This window comes from Sphingomonas mali NBRC 15500 (assembly GCF_001598415.1).
Taxonomy (GTDB): domain Bacteria; phylum Pseudomonadota; class Alphaproteobacteria; order Sphingomonadales; family Sphingomonadaceae; genus Sphingomonas; species Sphingomonas mali.
On record NZ_BCYX01000020.1, the window covers coordinates 59089 to 78232 of the forward strand.

16 protein-coding genes are annotated in these 19144 nt (G+C 64.7%); 3 read left to right on the top strand and 13 right to left on the bottom strand.

Going from position 1 to position 19144, the window contains the following annotated elements; all coding sequences use genetic code 11:
- Positions 1-102 precede the first annotated feature (102 nt).
- The 3 genes from gmd to SMA01S_RS14970 are packed head-to-tail and all read left to right on the top strand — an operon-like array spanning position 103 to position 3238.
- Positions 103-1167 carry a GDP-mannose 4,6-dehydratase gene (gmd, locus tag SMA01S_RS14960; protein WP_066823937.1) on the top strand — a complete coding sequence of 355 codons (1065 nt, stop codon included), beginning with the start codon at positions 103-105 and terminating at the stop codon, positions 1165-1167.
- Entirely contained in the window at positions 1167-2279 is a 1113-nt protein-coding gene (locus SMA01S_RS14965; protein ID WP_066823940.1) for a glycosyltransferase family 4 protein, read from the top strand. Before gmd ends, SMA01S_RS14965 begins: the two co-directional genes overlap by 1 nt.
- The gene (locus SMA01S_RS14970; RefSeq protein WP_218016906.1) at positions 2276-3238 is read left to right on the top strand and encodes a GDP-mannose 4,6-dehydratase; all 963 of its coding nucleotides are present in this window, start codon (positions 2276-2278) and stop codon (positions 3236-3238) included. The genes SMA01S_RS14965 and SMA01S_RS14970 overlap by 4 nt, the downstream gene beginning before the upstream one ends.
- 245 nt (positions 3239-3483) lie before the next feature.
- On the opposite strand, the gene SMA01S_RS14975 is transcribed toward SMA01S_RS14970, so the two are convergent.
- The 13 genes from SMA01S_RS14975 to SMA01S_RS15035 form a co-directional block, all read right to left on the bottom strand.
- A complete protein-coding gene (locus tag SMA01S_RS14975) occupies positions 3484-3921 on the bottom strand; it encodes a class I SAM-dependent methyltransferase (RefSeq protein ID WP_066823952.1) in 438 nt (145 codons plus the stop codon).
- A gap of 32 nt (positions 3922-3953) precedes the next feature.
- Complete coding sequence (locus tag SMA01S_RS14980) at positions 3954-5084, bottom strand: glycosyltransferase (RefSeq protein ID WP_066823955.1); 1131 nt, start codon at positions 5082-5084, stop codon at positions 3954-3956.
- A gap of 13 nt (positions 5085-5097) precedes the next feature.
- A complete protein-coding gene (asnB, locus tag SMA01S_RS14985) occupies positions 5098-7014 on the bottom strand; it encodes an asparagine synthase (glutamine-hydrolyzing) (protein WP_066823958.1) in 1917 nt (638 codons plus the stop codon).
- Positions 7015-7024: 10 nt separating this feature from the next.
- Positions 7025-7996, bottom strand: coding sequence for an FkbM family methyltransferase (locus SMA01S_RS14990; RefSeq protein WP_066823961.1), 972 nt, complete (start codon positions 7994-7996; stop codon positions 7025-7027).
- Between the two features lie 2 nt (positions 7997-7998).
- Positions 7999-9339 carry an oligosaccharide flippase family protein gene (locus SMA01S_RS14995; RefSeq protein ID WP_066823964.1) on the bottom strand — a complete coding sequence of 447 codons (1341 nt, stop codon included), beginning with the start codon at positions 9337-9339 and terminating at the stop codon, positions 7999-8001.
- Entirely contained in the window at positions 9336-9839 is a 504-nt protein-coding gene (locus SMA01S_RS15000; RefSeq protein WP_066823967.1) for a glycosyltransferase, read from the bottom strand. Before SMA01S_RS15000 ends, SMA01S_RS14995 begins: the two co-directional genes overlap by 4 nt.
- A complete protein-coding gene (locus SMA01S_RS15005; protein WP_066823970.1) occupies positions 9824-11308 on the bottom strand; it encodes an FkbM family methyltransferase in 1485 nt (494 codons plus the stop codon). Before SMA01S_RS15005 ends, SMA01S_RS15000 begins: the two co-directional genes overlap by 16 nt.
- Positions 11305-12468, bottom strand: coding sequence for a glycosyltransferase (locus tag SMA01S_RS15010; protein ID WP_218016907.1), 1164 nt, complete (start codon positions 12466-12468; stop codon positions 11305-11307). The genes SMA01S_RS15005 and SMA01S_RS15010 overlap by 4 nt, the downstream gene beginning before the upstream one ends.
- Positions 12465-13388 (bottom strand): glycosyltransferase family 2 protein, encoded by a 924-nt coding sequence (locus tag SMA01S_RS15015; RefSeq protein WP_218016908.1) that lies wholly within the window; start codon positions 13386-13388, stop codon positions 12465-12467. Before SMA01S_RS15015 ends, SMA01S_RS15010 begins: the two co-directional genes overlap by 4 nt.
- A gap of 21 nt (positions 13389-13409) precedes the next feature.
- Positions 13410-14045, bottom strand: a complete 636-nt coding sequence (locus tag SMA01S_RS15020) for an FkbM family methyltransferase (protein WP_169804246.1) — start codon at positions 14043-14045, stop codon at positions 13410-13412.
- A gap of 125 nt (positions 14046-14170) precedes the next feature.
- On the bottom strand, positions 14171-16270 hold the full coding sequence (locus SMA01S_RS15025) for a bi-domain-containing oxidoreductase (RefSeq protein WP_066823982.1): 2100 nt from the start codon (positions 16268-16270) through the stop codon (positions 14171-14173).
- On the bottom strand, positions 16267-17922 hold the full coding sequence (locus tag SMA01S_RS15030; protein ID WP_066823985.1) for a heparinase II/III family protein: 1656 nt from the start codon (positions 17920-17922) through the stop codon (positions 16267-16269). The genes SMA01S_RS15025 and SMA01S_RS15030 overlap by 4 nt, the downstream gene beginning before the upstream one ends.
- Positions 17919-19136: a glycosyltransferase family 4 protein gene (locus SMA01S_RS15035; protein ID WP_066823988.1), complete on the bottom strand. Its 1218-nt coding sequence runs from the start codon at positions 19134-19136 to the stop codon at positions 17919-17921. The genes SMA01S_RS15030 and SMA01S_RS15035 overlap by 4 nt, the downstream gene beginning before the upstream one ends.
- Positions 19137-19144 lie beyond the last annotated feature (8 nt).

A 19144-nucleotide genomic window follows, 5' to 3' on the forward strand; every position in this document is an offset into this window, starting at 1 on the left:
CCAAGCTTGGCGCGCGGCATCCGCGAAGGGGTTGCTTTTGACCGTGCGCGGGTTACCCGGGCTGCGACCCGTCCGTCGGCGGCGTAGAAGAGGGGCCACGAGTTGAGCGGCAAGAAAGCGATCATCACCGGGATCACCGGTCAGGATGGCGCGTATCTGGCGGAGCTCCTGCTCGCCAAGGGATATGAGGTGCACGGCCTGCGTCGCCGCGCTTCGTCGTTCAACACGTCGCGGATCGATCATCTCTACGACGACCCGCATGTCGAGGGCGTGCGGCTGTTCCTGCACTATTCGGACATGACCGACGCGACCAATATCGGCCGCGTCATCGCCGAAATTCAGCCCGACGAAGTCTACAACCTTGCTGCGCAGAGCCATGTCGCGGTGAGCTTCGAGACACCCGAATATACCGCCAATGCCGATGGCGTCGGCGTCGCGCGCGTGCTCGAAGCGATCAGAGTGGCCGGGCTGACCGACAAGACGCGCTTCTACCAGGCATCGACCTCGGAACTATTCGGCAAAGTGCGCGAGGTGCCGCAGACCGAGAGCACGCCTTTCTACCCGCGCAGCCCGTATGCGGTGGCCAAGCTCTACGGCTATTGGATCACGGTCAATTACCGCGAGGCGTACGGCATGCACGCCTCGAACGGTATTCTGTTCAACCATGAGAGTCCGTTGCGCGGCGAGACCTTCGTCACGCGCAAGATCACGCGCGCGGTGGCGGCGATCCGTCACGGGCACCAGGACACGCTCTATCTGGGCAATCTCGACGCGCAACGCGACTGGGGTCACGCCCGCGACTATGTCGAGGGCATGTGGCGGATCCTGCAGCAGCCGGAAGGCGATGATTACGTGCTCGCCACCGGCGAAACCCACAGCGTGCGCAGCTTCGTCGAACGCTCCTTCGCGGTGGCGGGCATCACCATCGCCTGGGAAGGCGAAGGGATCGACGAGATCGGCCGTTGTACCGACAGTGGCCGTATATTGGTGCGGATCGACCCGCGCTATTTCCGCCCGACGGAGGTGGACCTGTTGATTGGCGACGCATCGAAGGCCAAGCGCGTGCTCGGTTGGGGCCCGACCACCTCGCTTGATGCGCTGATCACCGAAATGGTCGAGGCGGACCTGCGTCAGGCCGCGGGGCAGAGCAATCGAGGCAGCGGCTGATGACGGCCGCGCCGCGCGGTCGGCGGATGCTGATGCTGTTGACCGACGCGTGGGGCGGGCATGGCGGCATTGCGCTCTACAATCGCGACGTGATCGAGGCGATGTGCCTCGATCCGACGATCGATCAGGTGGTGGCGCTGCCGCGCGTCGCGAAATTGCCGCTGACCGGCGATTTGCCAGCCAAGCTCGATTTCGACCTGTCCGCGCTGGGCGGGTTCGGCGCCTATGTCCGCGCGGTGATGCGGGCGATGCGGCGCGGGCGCTATGATCTGGTCTATTGCGCACACCTCAATCTGTTGCCGCTGGCGCGTGTGGTCGCGACGTTGCTCGGAAAGCCGCTCGTTCTCGCGATCTTTGGCATCGACGCTTGGGAGCCGAGCACGCGGGCCTTGTCGCGGCGACTGGCACGCTCGGCCGATCACGTCATGTCGATCAGCCAGGTGACGCTCGATCGCTTCCGCTCCTGGGCACCGTACTCCGATACGGCGACGACGTTGATGCCCAACGCGATTCATCTCGACGAGTTCGCGCTGGGACCGAAGAATCCCGATCTCGAGGCCCGCTACGGGCTCCAGGGACGCAAGGTGTTGATGACCTTCGGCCGGTTGGCAGGAAGTGAGCGCTACAAGGGATTCGACGCGGTGCTCGACGCGCTTCCCGCGATCGTCGAACAGCGCCCGGACGTCAGCTACGTCATCGCCGGCGACGGCAGCGACCGCGCGCGGCTGGAGGATAAGGCGCGTGACCTGGGGATGGCGGATCACGTCGTCTTCACCGGAATGGTCCGCGAGGAAGAGAAAGCCGATCATTACCGGCTTGCCGACGTCTATGTCATGCCAAGTCGCGGCGAAGGGTTCGGCTTCGTCCTGCTCGAGGCGATGGCCTGCGGCATCCCGTCGATCGGCAGCACGCGCGACGGCACGCGCGAGGCGATGCGCGAGGGACTGCTCGGGCTGATCGTCGATCCGCTCGATCGGCAGGCAATAGTCGATGCGGTGATCGCCAGCCTGGACAGGCCGCGCGCCATTCCCGACGGCCTCGATTATTTCGCTTTCCCGGCCTTCGCCCAGCGGCTCGCGTCGATGACGGGCGCGCTGATGGCGTCGGCATGACCGTGCGGTCGGCGCTGATCTGGGGCGTTGGGGGCCAGGATGGCGCCTATCTGGCGCAACTGCTGCTCGACAAGAAGTATCGCGTGCACGGGACCAGCCGCGGCGGTACGATTCCCGACAATCTTCGTCGGCTGGATATTGCGGACAGGATCGAGCTACACACGGCCGATCCGTCCGATAGCACCCGAGTGATCGAGGTCGTTGCCGCTGCGGCGCCGGACGAGATCTATTTTCTCGCCGGACAAAGCTCGGTCGGGCGGTCGTTCGCCGAGCCCGCAGCGACCTTCGCGGGCGCGGCGCTGGGCTTGCTCAATGTGCTGGAAGCAGCGCGGCGGGCGGTACCCGATGCCGTGCTGCTGAATGCCGCGTCGGGCGATTGCTTCGGCGAAACTGTCGTGCCCGCGACCGAGCGGTCGCCGTTTCGTCCGCGCAGCCCCTATGCCGTCGCCAAGTGCAGCGCGCATTTGCTGATCGAGGCCAATCGCGTCGCGTACCGGCAGCGTGGATGTTCGGCATTCCTGTTTTCGCACGAATCGCCGCTCAGGCCCGACAGCTTCGTCATCGGCAAGTTGATGGCGGCGATCCGCCGCTTCGCCGCGGGCGACCGCACGCCGCTCGAGCTCGGCGATCTCAGCGTGGTGCGCGACTGGGGCTGGGCACCCGACTATGTTGCCGCGATGTGGGCAATGCTCCAGCGCGAGACGCCCGAGGATCTGATCCTGGCCACCGGCACCAGCATGCGATTGGAGGATTTCGTCGCCGCCGCTTTTGCGGCCATCGGTCTCGACTGGCGCAATCACGTGACGAGCGTGCCCGGCCTGCGCCGGCCCGCCGACATTGCCGAGCAGCACGCCGATCCGTCGCGCGCCGCCGAGTTGATCGGCTGGCGCGCGAGCGTTGCGGGGGAGGATCTGGTGAAGCGGCTGGTCGCCGAGGCCATTGCTTCGCCATCCACGTGAGCATGTCGGCGGTGTAGATGCCGCCCTTGGTCGAGGCCATCTCGACCATCAGCCGGAATTTGATGCTCAGCCGGATCATCTGCCACCGGACGTAGCGGACCGTGCTGACGACGCCGTGTGGGCGGGGGTCTGCGTTCGCGGAAATCGAAGCACTCGAACTCGTATAAGGCGATCTGGCGAAAGGCTGAGTGGGTGCAGGCGATCTCGTGAGTGATGTCCCAATAGCGCGTCTTCGATCCGAATGGTCACCCGGCATTGGGCGTCATTGCGACGAGGTAGTCGCTCGGCTTGAGCACCCGCGCCGCTCGTTCGAGCATGGGCGCCAGCAGCTGCTTGTCGATATGTTCGAGGATATTGAGCGCCATGATGCGATCGACGCTATTGTCGGCCACGCCCTGGAGATCTGTCGCGAGATCGGTGCCGAGGAAGGCCGCGCCCGGCAGGTGTGCGCGCGCCAACCCATTCTCGCCGCCCGACAGATTGATGCCGATAGCACTCACCGCCCCGCGCGACAGCGCGAACAGACAGCCTTCATCCGTGCCGGAGCAGAGATCGACCATTACCTCGCCTGGCTGCGCGCGCCAATCGCCGAGCAGGCGGCTGAGCGTCGCGGTCGCATTGGCCTTCATTTTCTCGATCAAGGCGGTGCACGATGAGGTCGTCTCGGAATATTGGTCGATCACGCATTCCTGCGTGGCCGGCCCGGCGCCGTCGGTTATCCAATTATTCTCCTCATCGCGGCCTCCACCAGGGCAGCCTGTTCGGACCAGGTGAAGAAGCGTTTGGGCATTCGCGGGTCGGGGTCGAAGTGTTCGGTCGCTGCCAGCGCCCTGACTAGTGCGCGACGGTCGGTCGGCGCAGTAAGCGGGGCGTGAAGCCGTTTGGCTTCCGCAATGCTTTCCGGCAACTCGCCGCCATACGCGATCACCGGTCGGCGGCAGGCGAGGAGTTCAAACAACTTATGGTGGAAAGTAAGACCCGTGAACACATATACATTGGCCAACGCGTGCTGGCAAAGTCGCGCCATCTCGTCTGTCGAGACATAGCCAGGAAGCTCCACATCCACGCCGTGATTACTTCTGATCCAGTCGCCTTGTTTACCGACATGCACGACGCTGACCGGTGATAGGGCGCTGGTCGCATTGAATTCGGCAATCGCACGCAATATCGCGTCTACCATGTCGCCCCGATATAGGCTGCCAACCAAGGTTACATAGCGTTGCGGGTGCTTCGGTGCAGCGTGTGGTTCGAAGAAACAGGCATCGACGCCGCTATAGATCACTTCGGCGGTATCGCCGAGCCAGCGCTGAGCGGCGTCGGCGTGGAGCACCGAATTAGCTTGTAATGCAGCATAGCCGCGTAGCCGCCAAGCGAGCGGTAGCCGTGCTGCGCGTGGAATAAAGATCTCGGGATTGTCTTTATTATCGAAAATCCATTGAAAGCGCTGCTCTCTGGCGAGTGTACGGAGTGCGGTTACTGCCTCAAGCGATCCGAACGTGGCCCATCCGACGTTGGGCCTAAAGTCAGCGGCTAACGCGCGACCGCGCGCCACGACGCTGCGCTGGAAGGCTGTGCAGCGGCCGCCGTAGCGCAACAGATTGACGAAGGTTGCGATTTTGTTACCGCCTCTGGTCATGCCGGGGTGGTCGGCCTCGATAATCAATGGCTCGGACCAGTCGTGTGCGGGGACGGACGGGAGCAAGGCAGCGTTCGCGCCGGGTACCGGCGGGCAGATCAGAACACACCGATGCCCCATCCGGGCGAGTTCGGCAGCGAAGCGCCCCGCCCGAACGCCCGAAATGTGCGGCGCCGCGGGATGCGTCCCGTTGATCAGCAGAATGTCCATCTCGGCCGCGTCGTCAGGCGGCGAGGCGCTTGGGCTCGATGCCCTGCGTTGCAGGCTTGAGGAAATGCTGTTTCCACATTTCGTGGATGAACGGCTGCCACAAATTCCAGCCGAGCCCGAGATCGCCGGCGCGGATGCGGTCGAGCACCTTGAGCCACCATTTCTGGTCCCAGATCTCGGACTGGCGGAACGAGCTCGAGGTCAGCGTATCCTGCATCAGCTCGAGGAAGCCGGGCGAGGTGAACCACAGATCTTGCGGCGGGCGGAAACCCTGCTTGTTCCAGCGTGTCGCGATCGCCTCGGGCAGGAATTCGCGCAGGCCCTCCCGGATCGGGCGCTTGGTCTGGACGTTGCCCATGATCAGCTCGGGCGGCAGCGACAGGACGAATTCGGACAGGCGATGATCGCAGAAGGGCAGGCGCACCTCGCGCGAATGCGCCATCGAATTGCGGTCGCCATAGCGCAGCAGAGTGGTCAGAAAACGCTCGAAACTGTCCTCGTAGAGCGCGTCGCGCAGCGGATCGCCGCTGCCCAGATCCTGGCGCGCGGTATGTTCGGACACCGCCTCGCTATAGCCGGGCTTGAGCCCGAAGCGAATGTCGGAGCCGCGGTTGAGCATGTGCGCGAGCGCGTGGCGCAGCCGCTGCGGCACCGCGGACTTCATTCGCATCGCGCGGTCCATTTGCGCGGCCGGGTAGCGCCGCTCGATCTCGGGCAGCTCGCGCGCCAGCCGCGCGGTCTCGCCGCGCGCCTTGAGCGAGCGAATGTAGAAGGCGAAATATTGCTCGTAGCCGCCCATCAGTTCGTCGGCGCCCTGGCCGTCGAGCAGCACGGTGACGTTGTGCTCCTTGGCGAGGCGGAACACGCACCATTGCGCGAACTGGCTCGACGATCCGACCGGCAATTCGTTGTGCCACATGAAGCTGGGCAGATCGGCGATGAAGCGGTCGACCGTCGGCTCGACGATATGGCTGACGACGCCCGAGGCGTTCACCACCATCTCGGCGAAATGCCATTCGTCGGCTGGCGTGCCCGGAAACCGGCCGGTGAAGGTGTGATAGACCGCGTCGGGACCGAGCAGATGCCGGACTGCACCGACGATCGCCGAGGAATCGAGTCCGCCCGACAGGCACGACCCGACCTCGACGTCCGAGCGCATGCGGATGCGCACCGAATCGACGAACAGGTCACGGAATTCCGCCATCGCGTCCTTCGGATCGGCGAAGCTGCGCTGACGCGTCAGGTCGATGTCGAAATAGCGCCAAGTCTTGCGCTCGAGCGTGGCACAATTGACCACCATCGCCTCACCGGGAAGCAATTGCTCGATCGCGGTGAAGACGGTCTGGCGCTGGCGGTCGGCGCTCGATCCGGGCTGGCAGGTTTCGGTGACGACGCGCAATTCGTCGTGGTCGTGCGGGACGCCCGGCAAGGCGAGCAGCGCTTTATATTCCGACCCGAAGGCGAAGAAGCGGTCGCCCATCGTGTAGAGGAACGGTTTTTCGGCATGGCGATCGCGCGCGCATAGCATCATCCGCTGGCCGCGATCGTACAGTGCCAGCGCGAACATGCCGTTGAGCTTCGTCAGCACGCCCACGCCCCAGGCGCGATAACCCTCGATGATGACTTCGCTGTCGCTTGCCGACTGGAAGGTCACGCCGGCGGCGATCAACTCGTTCCTGAGTTCGACATAATTGTAGATTTCGCCGTTGAAGATCAGCACGAACCGGCCATCGGCCGAGTGCATCGGCTGGTCGCCGGCATGGCTGAGGTCGATGATCGACAAGCGGCGATGGCCGAACCAGATATTGGCGTCCGAATCGTGCCAGCTATTGTCGCCGTCGGGACCGCGATGCGCGATTAGGTCGAGCGCGGCGTGCGCGCGCCCGCGGTCGATCGGATCCTTCGACACCAGCCCCAGGATACCGCACATGCTTCGTCTCCTATCGCGCCGGTAGCCCGCCGAGTAGCGAGCGGCCGAGCGGCACCAGGTCGCGCAGATTGGCGCGGATCGCCTCGGCCGGCGCGGCGCCGCCCAGCGATCCGGATAATGACTTGAGGTCGGAGGCGAGATCCAACCCCAGGCCGGCGATCGCCGCTTGGTGACGGCGCAGGATCGTCGCGGCGAAATCGACATAGCCGAGAGCGGCGGTGAGGATGACCAGCTTGGCCGCCTGGGTCGCGTCGGTCACCTGGCGGAAGTCGCGGATCGCGATGAGGTCGCCCTGCGCCAGCACCGGCTTGGAATAAGGCAGGCCGGCCTTGGTCCGATAGGGGTGGCCCGCGAGGCGCTTGGCGCGCCAGCGTTGCACCGCGATCAGGTCGAGGATCAGGAAGCCGCTATCGGTCAACAGCTTGGCGACGTCCCAGCCGAGCGGCTGGCCGGTGCGCTGTTCGAGGAACGATACCTCGACCCGCAGCGCCAAGGTGGTTTCGAGATAGCGCGTCGCGTGTTCGAGGATCGCGCCTTCGGCGCCCTCGACGTCGATCTTGACATAATCGGCGGTCGGCAGCGTGCCCTCGGCGAGCAGGCCGTCGAGCGTGCGCGTATCGACCGCGATCGAGCGGTCGATGCTGTGCTGTTCGGACACACCGAACCACTCGATCATCTCTTCATTGTGCGGGAGCAACGAGGCACTCGCCGGCGACGGCGGGATGTGGAGGGTCGCGGTGCCATCGATTCCGCCCACTGCGGCAGCGATCACGCGCCGGACTTTCCACGGCTTGGGATCGCCGCCTTGTAGCGCCGCGGCCTCGGCCGGCTCCGGCTCGAACCCGATCATCTCGGTCGCCCAGGCAAGCGGCAGCATCGCCGCATCGAGCCCGCCGCGCGCTCCGATATCGACCGCAGCGAACCCCGTGCTCTCACAGAAACGCGCCGCGCTCAACGATCGGAACTGGTCTTGGGCACTCATGACTAGGTCGATTCCTGGTTCTTGCGATCGGCCGCCGCTTGGATCGAGACGGCCACGGTAATGAGGACGGCCGTTATCACCCAAGCGAGTAGCTGGATATAGCCCAGAGCAATCCCTCGCAGCCCGGGAGCAAACCACATCGTCCCTCCGACGATGATCAACGTGTAAGGCACGAACAGCAGGCACTGTGTCCACATCCGTCCGGTGGCGACCAGATATTGCTGGTGGACATTGCAATAGACGGTTGGCACCAGGACGATCAGGAACAGCCCGAAGAGGAACGCCTGGCCGTGAAAGTCGCGGCCGTAGAGTTTGAGGATGAAGCTCGAAAACAGGATCACCAGGACCGAGAAGACCAAAGCGATACCGACATTGAGAATCATGTTGTAGCGTTGCAGCCGCTGAGTCTGGCTATGGTCGTCCTGGCCGATATAACGGCCTAGCATCGGCAGCAGCGCGCTGGCCAGCGACGCCATCACCACCAGGATCGGCGAGCGCCATTGCAGCCCGGTGTTGATCACCGCCAAATCGCGCAGGCCATAGGGGCTGCGGGTGAGATAGTAATTGCCGATCCACATGGCGATGCCCTGCGCGAAAGCGAGCGTCCCGCTTGGCAACGAGAATTGCAGGATGACTGACCCTTGGCGAATCGCTTCGCGGAAATTGCTATGCGCGACGAGCCGGTCGCTAACGGATCGCGCAGGAATCGCGACGGCCAGCCAGCGCAGCGCGGCGCTTCCAGCGAGCACGATCATCACCGGCGTCAGCCCAGGGCTCAGCCGTGCGACGACGATCAGCACCACGACACTGATGATGGCGGTCGAGAGCCGCGCGATCGCCAAGGTACGGAAGCGCTCGTTCGCCTGGAGCAAGGTGTCGTTGAGCCCGGCCTGGATCGAGGCCATCAACAGGATCGCGCCAAGGATCAGCGGCCAAGCGTAGCCGGGGGCGGCAAACAGCCAGGCAGAAAGCGGGTTGGCAAACAGCAAGGCGATCGCCAGCATCAGACCGGTTGTCGCCGCGGTCAGACGGCGGCCCAACAAGACAACGGCGCCCGCTCGTTCGGGCTCGCGAGCCTGGTAGCGGGAGACGAAATAGATGATCGCATAGGGCAATTGCAGGCCGACCAGCGGGGTCAGCAAACTGATCGTCGAGAACAGCAACGCATATCGCCCATAATTCTCGATCCCGATCGCGCGCGCGATCATCACCGTTTGGACCAGCGCGGCGGCGCGCTCGATCAACGACGAGGCAAATAGCCAGCCGGCGCCGCGCAGCCATGCCGCGATCGGGCTGTCGCTCAGCCAGTACGTCGTACTGAGGAGTTTGCGGACGGCGTTCATCGCGGTCGTGCCAGCACGGTATCGATCCCGCGATGGACGCCGGCCACGCTCGCCTTGATGTCGAGTTCGTCGAGAATCTCGAGCGCGCGCGCGCCCATCGCTGAACGGCGAGCGTCGTCGCCGGCCAACTCGTCGATCAGGCCGGCCAAGGCGGAGGTGTCCGCACAGGGAAAAATCAGCGCATTCTCGCCCGGCCGCGCGATGTCGGTCGGGCCGGCAGCGCCGACGCGATCGCTGAGCAGCATCGGCAACCCGATGCACGCGCTCTCCGAGCAGATCAACGGATGCGGGTCGGCTTGCGACGGGTGCACCAGCATATCGGCGGCGGCGTAGAGCACGGGGAGCTTGTCGGCATTGACGAACCCGGCGAAGCACGTGTTGATCCCGGTTTGGGCAGCGCACGGCTTGGTCGGCTCCATCTGCTCGCCATTACCTGCGAGCAGCGCGATGACCTTGCGGCCCATGGTTTGCGCCAGCACCTTGATCAGATCGACCGGCATTTGCGAGTCGAGAGCTTGCCGACGAACAAGGCGACGATTGCATCGTCGGAGATGTCGAAAGTGCGGCGCGCCTCGGCCCACAACGCGGCGCGGTTGGCCTTGGCCGCGCGATAAGTGGTCTCATCGACGGTGGACGGCCAACGGAAGATATGGTCGCGCGGTGCGCCGTAATAGACATAGAAATCGGTGTTGCAGCCGCCGGCCGACAGAAAGGCCGAATAGCAGCGGAAAATCTGGCAGACGACGATCTCCTTGGTCATCCTCGTGGCGGCGGCGCGCTCGCGCGGCAACTCACTGTCCCCGATCGACATCAGCGGCACCTTGTTACGCCGACACCAGCAGATCGCGCGATGGACATTGGCCTGGGCATGACCATAGACGAGAACGACATCGAAACCGAACGCCTTCAGTCGCGCGGCGATTTGGGGCGAGCTTGACTCCCAGACACTCGACTGCCCGTTAACCGGCACCTCACCCAGGAATTCGTGGCGATAGTCCCCGAGCATGTCCATGTTCCAGCTGATTTCGGATTGCATCTCCTTCTCGAAATACGACTTCGCCCCGAGCGGCATGTCGTAAAGGACTTGGAGGTCGATCCCCGGATCGGTCGCTAATGCGTGATAGGGGGGACGAGATGCTGGGTCGGGTGCGTGACAACGATTGCAAGTCGTTCGGGCGCGGGGCGCGTGGGCATGCGGGCTCAGGCCATTTTTGCGCTTGAGTATCACGACGAGGCCGTGGCGGTCGATCAAATCGAAGCGGCCGGTCGCCTGGAGTGCGGCGATCAGATCCTCGTGGCTGCAGTTGCCTGGGCTATCGTACTTCTCCAACGCGATCATTCGCGCGCTTGCGAGCGCCTCTAGACCGTTCTTGAGGATGCGCCACTCGACTCTCTCGATGTCACTGACCGACGCGAAATTACTGAGGTTGTGGCGCTCGATCAACTGGCTCAAAGTGCGGGCTGGCACCCCGATCGTCGGCGGCGATCCGGCATCTGGGGTGACGCGGCCGCTAACAGAGCGTTCGCCCATCGCGAACGACATCGTCTTGTCCGAATCGCAGCGAATCGCCATCTCGATCACCTCGACATTGGCCTGACAATAATTGATCGCGACGTTGCGGCGTAGCGCCTGAGCGAGGCGCGGGCCGGCTTCGACGATGAACTGGCGGCGGGCGGGATCGACGCGGCGGCGGATCGTGCAGCTAATCACACCCAGGCCGCTGCCGAGTTCGATAATGTCGCAATCGGTTGGCACATAGCGGCGGACGATGGGATATTCGCCCGATTCATAGCCTTGGAGCAGCAACGCTGCCTTGATCTTGGGAGTGACGACCCGGCTCGGCTTGTCGACCGTCAACCTGCGATCCGGAATGCGGTCGCCCAGCACACGCGCAGCGATGACCCCGGTCCAGCGATTGGCTAGGAGCGGCCCGACGAAGCGCTTGGCGTGAGTGGCGAGGCCGCTCACGCGCGCTCGCCCTTGGGTGAAGTGTGCATAGCGGTCAAGGCGAGGAACAGCCGCGCTATGTCGGCACGTGCGGTCGAACCGGTGACGAAACGGTCGGCCATCGCTCGCGCGCCAGCGCGCCATTGGGCATAATCGGCCCGGCTCATCGCGGCAAGGCGGTCAATCGCCGCGGCGAGCGCGGCCGGATTGGGAAGCGGGATGTCGAACCCAGCCTTGGCCGCTTCCAAATCCTGCCACGGTGTGCGGTCGCCGATCAGCACCGGCGTGCCGGCGCATAATGCCTCGAAGATCGCGTGCCCGAAATTCTCCGAGCGCGACGGCATGAACATCAGCTCCTTCCTAGCCATCGCTGTGGGCACGGCGTCGTTGGTCAGTTCGCCGTCGCGATGCGCGGTGACGTTGGCGGGGAGAGCGGCGATCAATTGCTCGCAGCGTGCCCAATACGCGGGATCGCTGACCGGACCGTAGATGGAGAAGTCGACCCGCTCCGTCACCAGCGCGAGCGCTTCGAGTGCGACGTCCAGCCCCTTTACCGGCGAGATGCGGCCGAGAAAGGCGAGCCGGAAGAGATTGCCCGGCTTGTAGGGTGGCAGCGGGAAGAGCGGACGGACATTCGTGATCCGCTCGACGCGGTTGCTCGGGAAGAGTTTGCGTGTGTCGGCCTCCTCCTCCTCGCTGGTGACGTGAAAAGTGACCTGTTTGGCAAAGCCTAGCAGCCGGACCAGCGCCATATAAAGGCCCTTGCGCGCGTTCTTGAGGCCAAGCGCGCCCGACGAGAATTCGCCGCGTGGGGAGATCACGACGGGCGTGTGCGGTGCCCTGCCGAAGCGCCGGGCGAGCATCGCCGGGATGGTGAATTCGCGGTCGAAAAAGCCGTTGACGTATAGCAGGTCGTGCGGCGTGTTGTGGAGCAGATCGGCGAGGCCCTCCGCGCCCGTCGGTCCGACGGTCAGATACTGGATCTTCGCCCAGCCAAGGTCGCGCCATTCATTGTTGGCTACCATCGGCTCGGTCGCGCCGAACGGGCGGTCGCGCGCGATGAGGAAGAAGTCGACCTGGTTCGACAGGCTTTCGCACATTGCCTTGACGCTGAGGTTCGGGCCGGCGGATTCGTGTCCGGGCCAGAATGCGCCGATCAGGATGATGACTTTGGGTTTCACCGTCGCCATGCGATTCCCGTTTCGGTGATGCGGTAGCGCTCGGCGAGATAGTGCGGGAATTCCTCGATTGAGTTGGCCGCGATCCACGACCTCGCCTCGTCGATCTTGGCGTCCATCAGCACGAAGAACCAGAAACCGTGGAGGAAATGCCACACGAAGCCGAGCCGCCCGTCGAGAAAGCCGAGCAGCAGAAAATAGCGCCGGATGAAGTAGAGTACCGCGCGGAGATAGAGCGGCGCACCACCATAGAGTTTGCGCAAGCGACGGCGCTTTCTAGCTGAGGAGGAGAGCCGGCCGTCTTCCTCGGCGATAAGCCCGTACTCGCGCGCGATGAAGTCTATCATCTGGCGCGTAGCATAACCGTTATGCTTGTCGGTCCACCAGCCGATGTCCTTGAGGCTTGCATCGACCAAGTCGCCGCCGGTCAGCCGCTCCGCATGACCGCGCGTGATCAGCAGCCGCTCGTCCATCCAGCGCTGTTCCATCCGTCCGGCATCGGGACGCCACAGCCGGGTAAGCCAGGTGCGGTAATAGCCGCCCCAGCGGATGAACTTGCCCTTGAACAGAACCTTCAATTTGACGTCGAGCGCGGTGACGTCGGCGGACAAGGCGGGGAGCTTGGCCCTGATCTCGTCGATCAGCGCGGGCTCGAGATATTCGTCGCAATCGACCCGAATGATCCAGGCGCTATCGATCGGGATCGTGTCGAGCGCCCATTGCAGCTGCGCCGCCTGGTTGGTGAAGGCATGCTGGTAGACTTCGCCGCCCTTTTCACGCGCGATCTCCACCGTACGATCGGTCGAGAAGCTGTCGATCACGATCATCCGCTCGACCAGCGGCGCGATGCGGCCGAGGCAGCGGCCGATATGGACCTCTTCGTTGAACGACAGGATCAAGGCGGTGATGGTGGCGCAGGTCAAATCACGAATCCGCGCCGAGCATCATCGAGCAGCCGGGATTGCGAGCAGGTTGCACGTCCACGCAGAAGCGGGCACGCGATGCTCTGGAGGACAGTCGCCGTTGAACAGCTCGTATCCCGCCGCCAGCAGTGTGGCGCTGGCCTCGGGCCAGGTCGTGCGGTTCACTTCGATGAGAATGATCGGCTTCGCTTCCGCCAGCACGCGGCGAGCTCCGGCTAGGAGCAACAGCTCCGCGCCCTCGATGTCCACTTTCAGGAATCCAGGGGGCGGAAAATCGACCAGCAGGGTGTCGAGCGCTAGCATCGGCACCGTCATTACCTCCCGCGTCTTACCATGTTGCGAACTGACGATGGCACCCTCAATCCCGCTGGTCGATCGCCCGCGCCCTGCGATACGGAGGCGGGCAATCCCGTCCCGGTCGCCGATTGCCGCGCCGACGATTTCGACATCGAGATCTGCATTGGCCGGCAGCGCATTAGTGCGGCGAAGCAGACGAGCGAGGAAGGGATCCGGTTCGACCCCGACGACCTTGGTGCGCGAGAGATGGGCGGTCGGATAGGCGAACACACCGACATTGGCGCCGATGTCCCAAGCGACCATGCCTGGTGTGATGAAGTGTTCGATGATCGCGAGCAGCCCCGGCTCGAACGCCGCCATCCCCGGCTTGAGCCATCGCAATGCGGCATCGGGTGAGACGACCAGAGGACGGTTGCCGTAGCGCGCCGACATATGCCGCGTGAGAGTACGGTTCCGTGATGCCAATTCGATCAGTCGGCGCAGGGTCATATTACAATTCCAGCCATGTCCAGGGTCGCGGCGCTGACCGCGATCAATTCCTCGAGCGGGATCGGCGGCGGGGCGCCGTCACGTGCCGCGGCGTAGAATGCCTTGACCAGCCCGGTTTGGCCTTTGTCCTGAGCCGATGCCGACTTGGTGACGGTCTTGCCGCCGCGTGTGATGTGGAGCTTGCGGAAATCGTCGAGGCGGATGACCAGCCCGCTGGCGAATATCTCGAGATACTCCTTGGGCAGCGCAGCGTCGCCGAGCGAGGAATAGAGGATCGTGCCGGTCGAGCCATCGGCGAAGCGCAGTGCCGCGGAGACGGTGTCGCCGACGCCGTCAGGGCTGAACGACTCGATTGCAACCGGCGGGCCGCCAGCAAGGAAAGTGAGCGCGTCGACGAAATGGCAAGCCTCGCCCGCGATGCGGCCGCCGCCTTCGCTGCCGTGCAGCCAGCTGTCGCCCGGCACATGCCCGGCATTGATCCGGTAATGCATCGCGATCGGCCCGCCGCGATTGGCGAGCGCGGCCTTGGCCTCGACCATCATCGGCGCGAAGCGACGGTTGAAGCCGACCGTCAGGACGCAGGGAGCAGCGATAGCGGCCGCCTGCACCTCGGCGAGCTGCTCGATCGTCAGCGCCAGCGGTTTTTCGACGAAGACGTGCTTGCCCGCCTTGAGCGCCTCGACCGTCAGTCGCGCATGGCTGTCGTGCCGTGTCGCGACGAATACGCAGTCGGTGTCGGCGTCGCCCAGCACTGCCCGCGGGTCGGTAGCGGCGTGGGCGAAACCCTGGCGCTCGGCGGCGTCGTGCGCGGACAGGCCGGTCGAGGTGACGACTGTTGTCAGCCGCTCGTTGCGCGCTTTCTTGAGCGCGGGAAGCAGCACCGATTTGGCGTAATTGCCGAAGCCGATGAAGCCGGTGCCGCGGCCGGTGGCGGCCGAAACCTTCTTGCCTGCGACCGGGATCGAGCGTTCGATCGGGGTGGGGGTGTCGGCATAGGTCAGCAGGATGGCGAGATATGGCTCGTCGCCGTCCATCAATTTGTAGGCAGCCTCGGCTTGCTCGATCGGAAAGCGGTGCGTGACCAGCTTGAGCGGCGTGACGCGGCCCTCGGCGACCAGTTCGAGGAAAGCCCGCATGTTGCGTTGCTCGGTCCAGCGGACATAAGCGAACGGGTAATCATGCCCCTCGAGCTCATAAGCCGGGTCGTGGCGGCCGGGGCCGTAGGACATCGACAGCCTGAGATCGAGCTCGCGCTTGTAATAAGGCTCGCGGTCGATCTCCATGCCGGTCAGCCCGACCATTACGACGCGGCCCTTCATCCGGCTGATCTCGGCGGCCTGGTTGGGCGGGGCGGACGATTTGCTCGACGCGGTAACGATCACCGCATCGGCGCCATAGCCGTCGGTGAAGCCACGCACCGCATCGTCGAGCGCGTCGCTGACCGCGACATCGGCGCCCATCTCGAGCGCGAGCTTGGCACGCGCCGGATTGGGATCGAACCCCAGCACTCGGCAGCCATTGGCCTTGAGCAATTGCACGGTGAGCTGGCCGATCAGGCCGAGGCCCATGACGACGACACGCTCGCCCAACGTCGGATTCGCGACGCGCACGCCCTGCAGCGCGATCGCGCCGATCGTGACGAAGCTCGCCGCCTCGTCGTCGACGCCTGCCGGGATCCGCACCGACAGGTTTTTGGGCACGGCGTTATATTCGGCGTGGTTGGCGACCGCTGCGCCCGCACAGGCGATACGGTCGCCGACGGTATAGCCGCCGGCATCGCTACCCGCCTCGACGACAATACCGGCGAGCGAATAGCCGAGCGGGATCGGCGTATCGAGCTTGGCGAATACTTTCTGCACGGTCGGCAGCAGGCCTTCGTTGCGGACCTTCTGCAGCGTTTTCCGCACGAGGTCGGGACGCGCCATGGCCTTGCCCGCCAGGCTGGATCGGGCGAGGTCGATAATCTGCTTCTCGGTGCCCGCGCTGATTAGCGACACGCGCGTCGCGACCAGGTTGCGACCGCCGCCCGCGCGCGGCACGGGCGCGTCGATCAGGCGGAGCACGCCGCTGCGGTAATTCTGTTCGACTTGTTTCACGCAAACTCCGATTCAGCCGGCATCGCGGCACCGAATTCCAGCGTGGCTTCAAAGCAACCGGGCGCGAGTGTCAAGCAGAGCCGCCGCGTCGCTACCTCGACGCCCATATCGGGCCACCAGACCGCCGGCTCGACATATAGCGGCGCCGAGCCACGGATCGTGATCGACACTTCACCACGATGCAGGATGGCGAGATCGCCATGCAGTTCGGCGCGGCACTCGGGATGAAGCAGCAGGCGTGACGTTGCCGCGTGCCAGGTCTTGCCGTCGATACGGTCATGGATGGTGATGCCGTCGGCGCTCGCCTCGATGCCGCGGGCGACGATCGGCTTGCCCTTCAGCCGACGATAGCCGTCATGATGTCCGCGAAGCAGCATGCCGCCATCGCCGCCGACGAACTGCGCGACGCCGACGCGCGGGCGGCGGCCGCAACGAAATGCGCCGAAGAAGTCTGCGGGCTCGGCGCCATGGATCGCCATGCAATTGTGATGATGCGCGCTGCGCGAGGCCTGGCGGCGATCGCCGGCGACATATTCGTAGACACCTTGATCGACCACCAAGCGCTCGCCACCGATCGACAGCTCGATCGATCCGATATCGCCATGCGCGTGCGCAGGCAGGCTGTCGGGACCGATCCGTCCCATGTCGGCGATCAACGCGAAGCCGGGGGCGTGGAGCCCGAAATAGCCGGCATCGCGAAAGCCGAACGCGCCGTCGCGCTGCGGAATGGCGTGGCCGGTGACCAGTGCGAACGCGGCGAGACAATCATCGGGAGGATAGGCCATGGTCAGCCCGGCATCGTTGAACAGCGCCGGGCCGCTATCGGGATGGGTCAGCATTGCGACGACCGGCGCCATGCGGACCAGCACCGGGTCGAGCGCCTGATCGCCGAGCGCCGCGCGCGTCTCGATCAGGTCGGCGAAGACTTGGGCATGATAGGAGGACGACCGCTCATAATGCATCCCGTCCGGCAGGATCTGGCGCGGGATTTCGCGAGCCAGCAACCGGATAGCCTTGTCGCGCAGCTTCTGGCCGAACGGACCGGTGAAGAACGCGCCGCCCCAGGCGAGCGCCTTGATGTTCTTCATCAGATGGTTGCCGCCGAGATCGAGCTCAAGATTCTTCAGCAGGAAATCGAGTTGTGCGGCCAGGCTGGAGACGATGCGACGGATATCGGGATCGGCGAGATCGACCTCCCAGGCGGTCAGCCGCTGCATCCACACCACGACGCGCAACGACAGCGCGTAACTGTTCCAGCTGTCGCGCCAATAGCCGGGTCGCCAGGGCGGGTTGGCCGCGATCCACTGGCGGATCAGCGCGATGCCCGCATCGCGGTCGAGCTCCTCCAGATACTCCATGTAATGGAGGTTCATGCACCATAATTGATCGGGATCGGCCTGCCAGTCGATCCCGTCGCCCGTGTCGATCGAACGGCCGACAAAGGTGAAGCGCCAGCCGGTGGGGAGGCGCTCGATCATACCGGTGCGTGGCGGGAAGATCGGCTGTGGCGCCATGGCGGCGGGATAAGCGAGTGTTTCGAGCCGCGGGGGCGCCCGCAACGACCAGCGACGCTTCGCCTCGAGCCAGAAGCGCGCGGCGATCTGGCGCGGCGGGATGTGGCGCGCGAAGGCGAGGCTGCGGGCGACCTTCATCGGAGAAGCGCTTCGAATTCGGCGAGATAGGCGTGCGCGAGATTCTCGCGGTCGAACTGCGCGCGGACGAAGGCCTGGGCTGACGCAGCAATCCGGCGACCGAGCGCACGATCGCCCGCCAACTGCTCGATCGCGGCGGCGAGTTCGGCATCGTCCTCGGGGGTGATCGCGATGCCCGCGCCGGCTTCGTCCATCAGCGCCTGGGCCTCGCCCTCGACGCCCAGGATCATCGGCACGCCGAGCGCCATTGCCTCGAACATCTTGGACGGGATGACCGTCTTGAACGTGTCGACGCGCTTCAGCAGCACGAGCGCGGCGTCGCTCGCACCCCACACCGCTGGCATCGCCGCCTTGGGCAATTGGTCGAGCATGACGATGTTGGTCAGGCCCTTGGCGTCGCGCAGCGCCTTGATTGCCTCGCGTTCGGCGCCGCCGCCGACCATCAGGAAGGCGATGTCGTCGCGATGACGCAAATGTTCGGCCGCGGCGATCACCGCTTGCAGCCCATGCGCCATGCCGTGGGTGCCGACATAGGAAGCGACGAACTTGCTGGTCAGGCCGTGCTCGGCGCGAAACGCGTCGGCAGCGGCGGGATCGCTAGCGAAGCGCGACAGGTCGACGCCGTTCTTGATCACCGCGATCGGCCCCTGGGGCCGGCGTGCGCGGATATGCCGGACGAAGCCATCGGTCACCGACACGACGAGATCGGCCTTGCGATAGGCGAACGCCTCCACCTTCTCGATCGCGCGGATCGCGGCGCCGCGCTTCATTGCGCCGACGGTGACGATGCTTTCGGGCCAGAGGTCGCGAATCTCCAGCACCCAGGGTCTCTTACGGCGCTTGAGAAACCAGCCGGCGAGCCCGCAGAAGAATTGCGGGCTGGTCGACATGACCATGTCGGCGCGGGGCAGGCGCCACATCCAGAACAGCAGTGAGAACAGATAGGTGAGGTAATTGGCGATACGCGACAGGAAGCCTTCGTTCGCCGCGAGGTAAGTCCACAGCCGGATCACACGGATGCCGTCGATGGTCTCTTCCTGCCACAACCGGTTGCGGTAGCCCGGATAAAGTTGCCCGGCGGGATGGTTGGGCGCGCAGGTGACGACAGTCACCTCGTGCCCCGCCTCACGCCAGATACGCGCATGTTCCGACAGGCGCGACGCTGGCGCGTTCACCTCGGGTGGGTAATAATGGGAGAGCGCGAGGATCCTCACAGGCCAAT

Excerpts from the sequence above, each read along its gene's own strand:
- asnB (WP_066823958.1), bottom strand. The coding sequence starts at position 7,014 with ATGTGCGGTATCCTGGGGCTGGTGTCGAAGGATCCGATCGACCGCGGG.
- SMA01S_RS15020 (WP_169804246.1), bottom strand. The coding sequence starts at position 14,045 with ATGGCGGCGTTCGAGCCGGGGCTGCTCGCGATCATCGAACACTTCATC.
- SMA01S_RS14995 (WP_066823964.1), bottom strand. The coding sequence starts at position 9,339 with ATGAACGCCGTCCGCAAACTCCTCAGTACGACGTACTGGCTGAGCGAC.
- SMA01S_RS15000 (WP_066823967.1), bottom strand. The coding sequence starts at position 9,839 with ATGCCGGTCGATCTGATCAAGGTGCTGGCGCAAACCATGGGCCGCAAG.
- SMA01S_RS14990 (WP_066823961.1), bottom strand. The coding sequence starts at position 7,996 with ATGAGTGCCCAAGACCAGTTCCGATCGTTGAGCGCGGCGCGTTTCTGT.
- SMA01S_RS15030 (WP_066823985.1), bottom strand. The coding sequence starts at position 17,922 with ATGAAGGTCGCCCGCAGCCTCGCCTTCGCGCGCCACATCCCGCCGCGC.
- SMA01S_RS14980 (WP_066823955.1), bottom strand. The coding sequence starts at position 5,084 with ATGGACATTCTGCTGATCAACGGGACGCATCCCGCGGCGCCGCACATT.
- SMA01S_RS14970 (WP_218016906.1), top strand. The coding sequence starts at position 2,276 with ATGACCGTGCGGTCGGCGCTGATCTGGGGCGTTGGGGGCCAGGATGGC.
- SMA01S_RS14965 (WP_066823940.1), top strand. The coding sequence starts at position 1,167 with ATGACGGCCGCGCCGCGCGGTCGGCGGATGCTGATGCTGTTGACCGAC.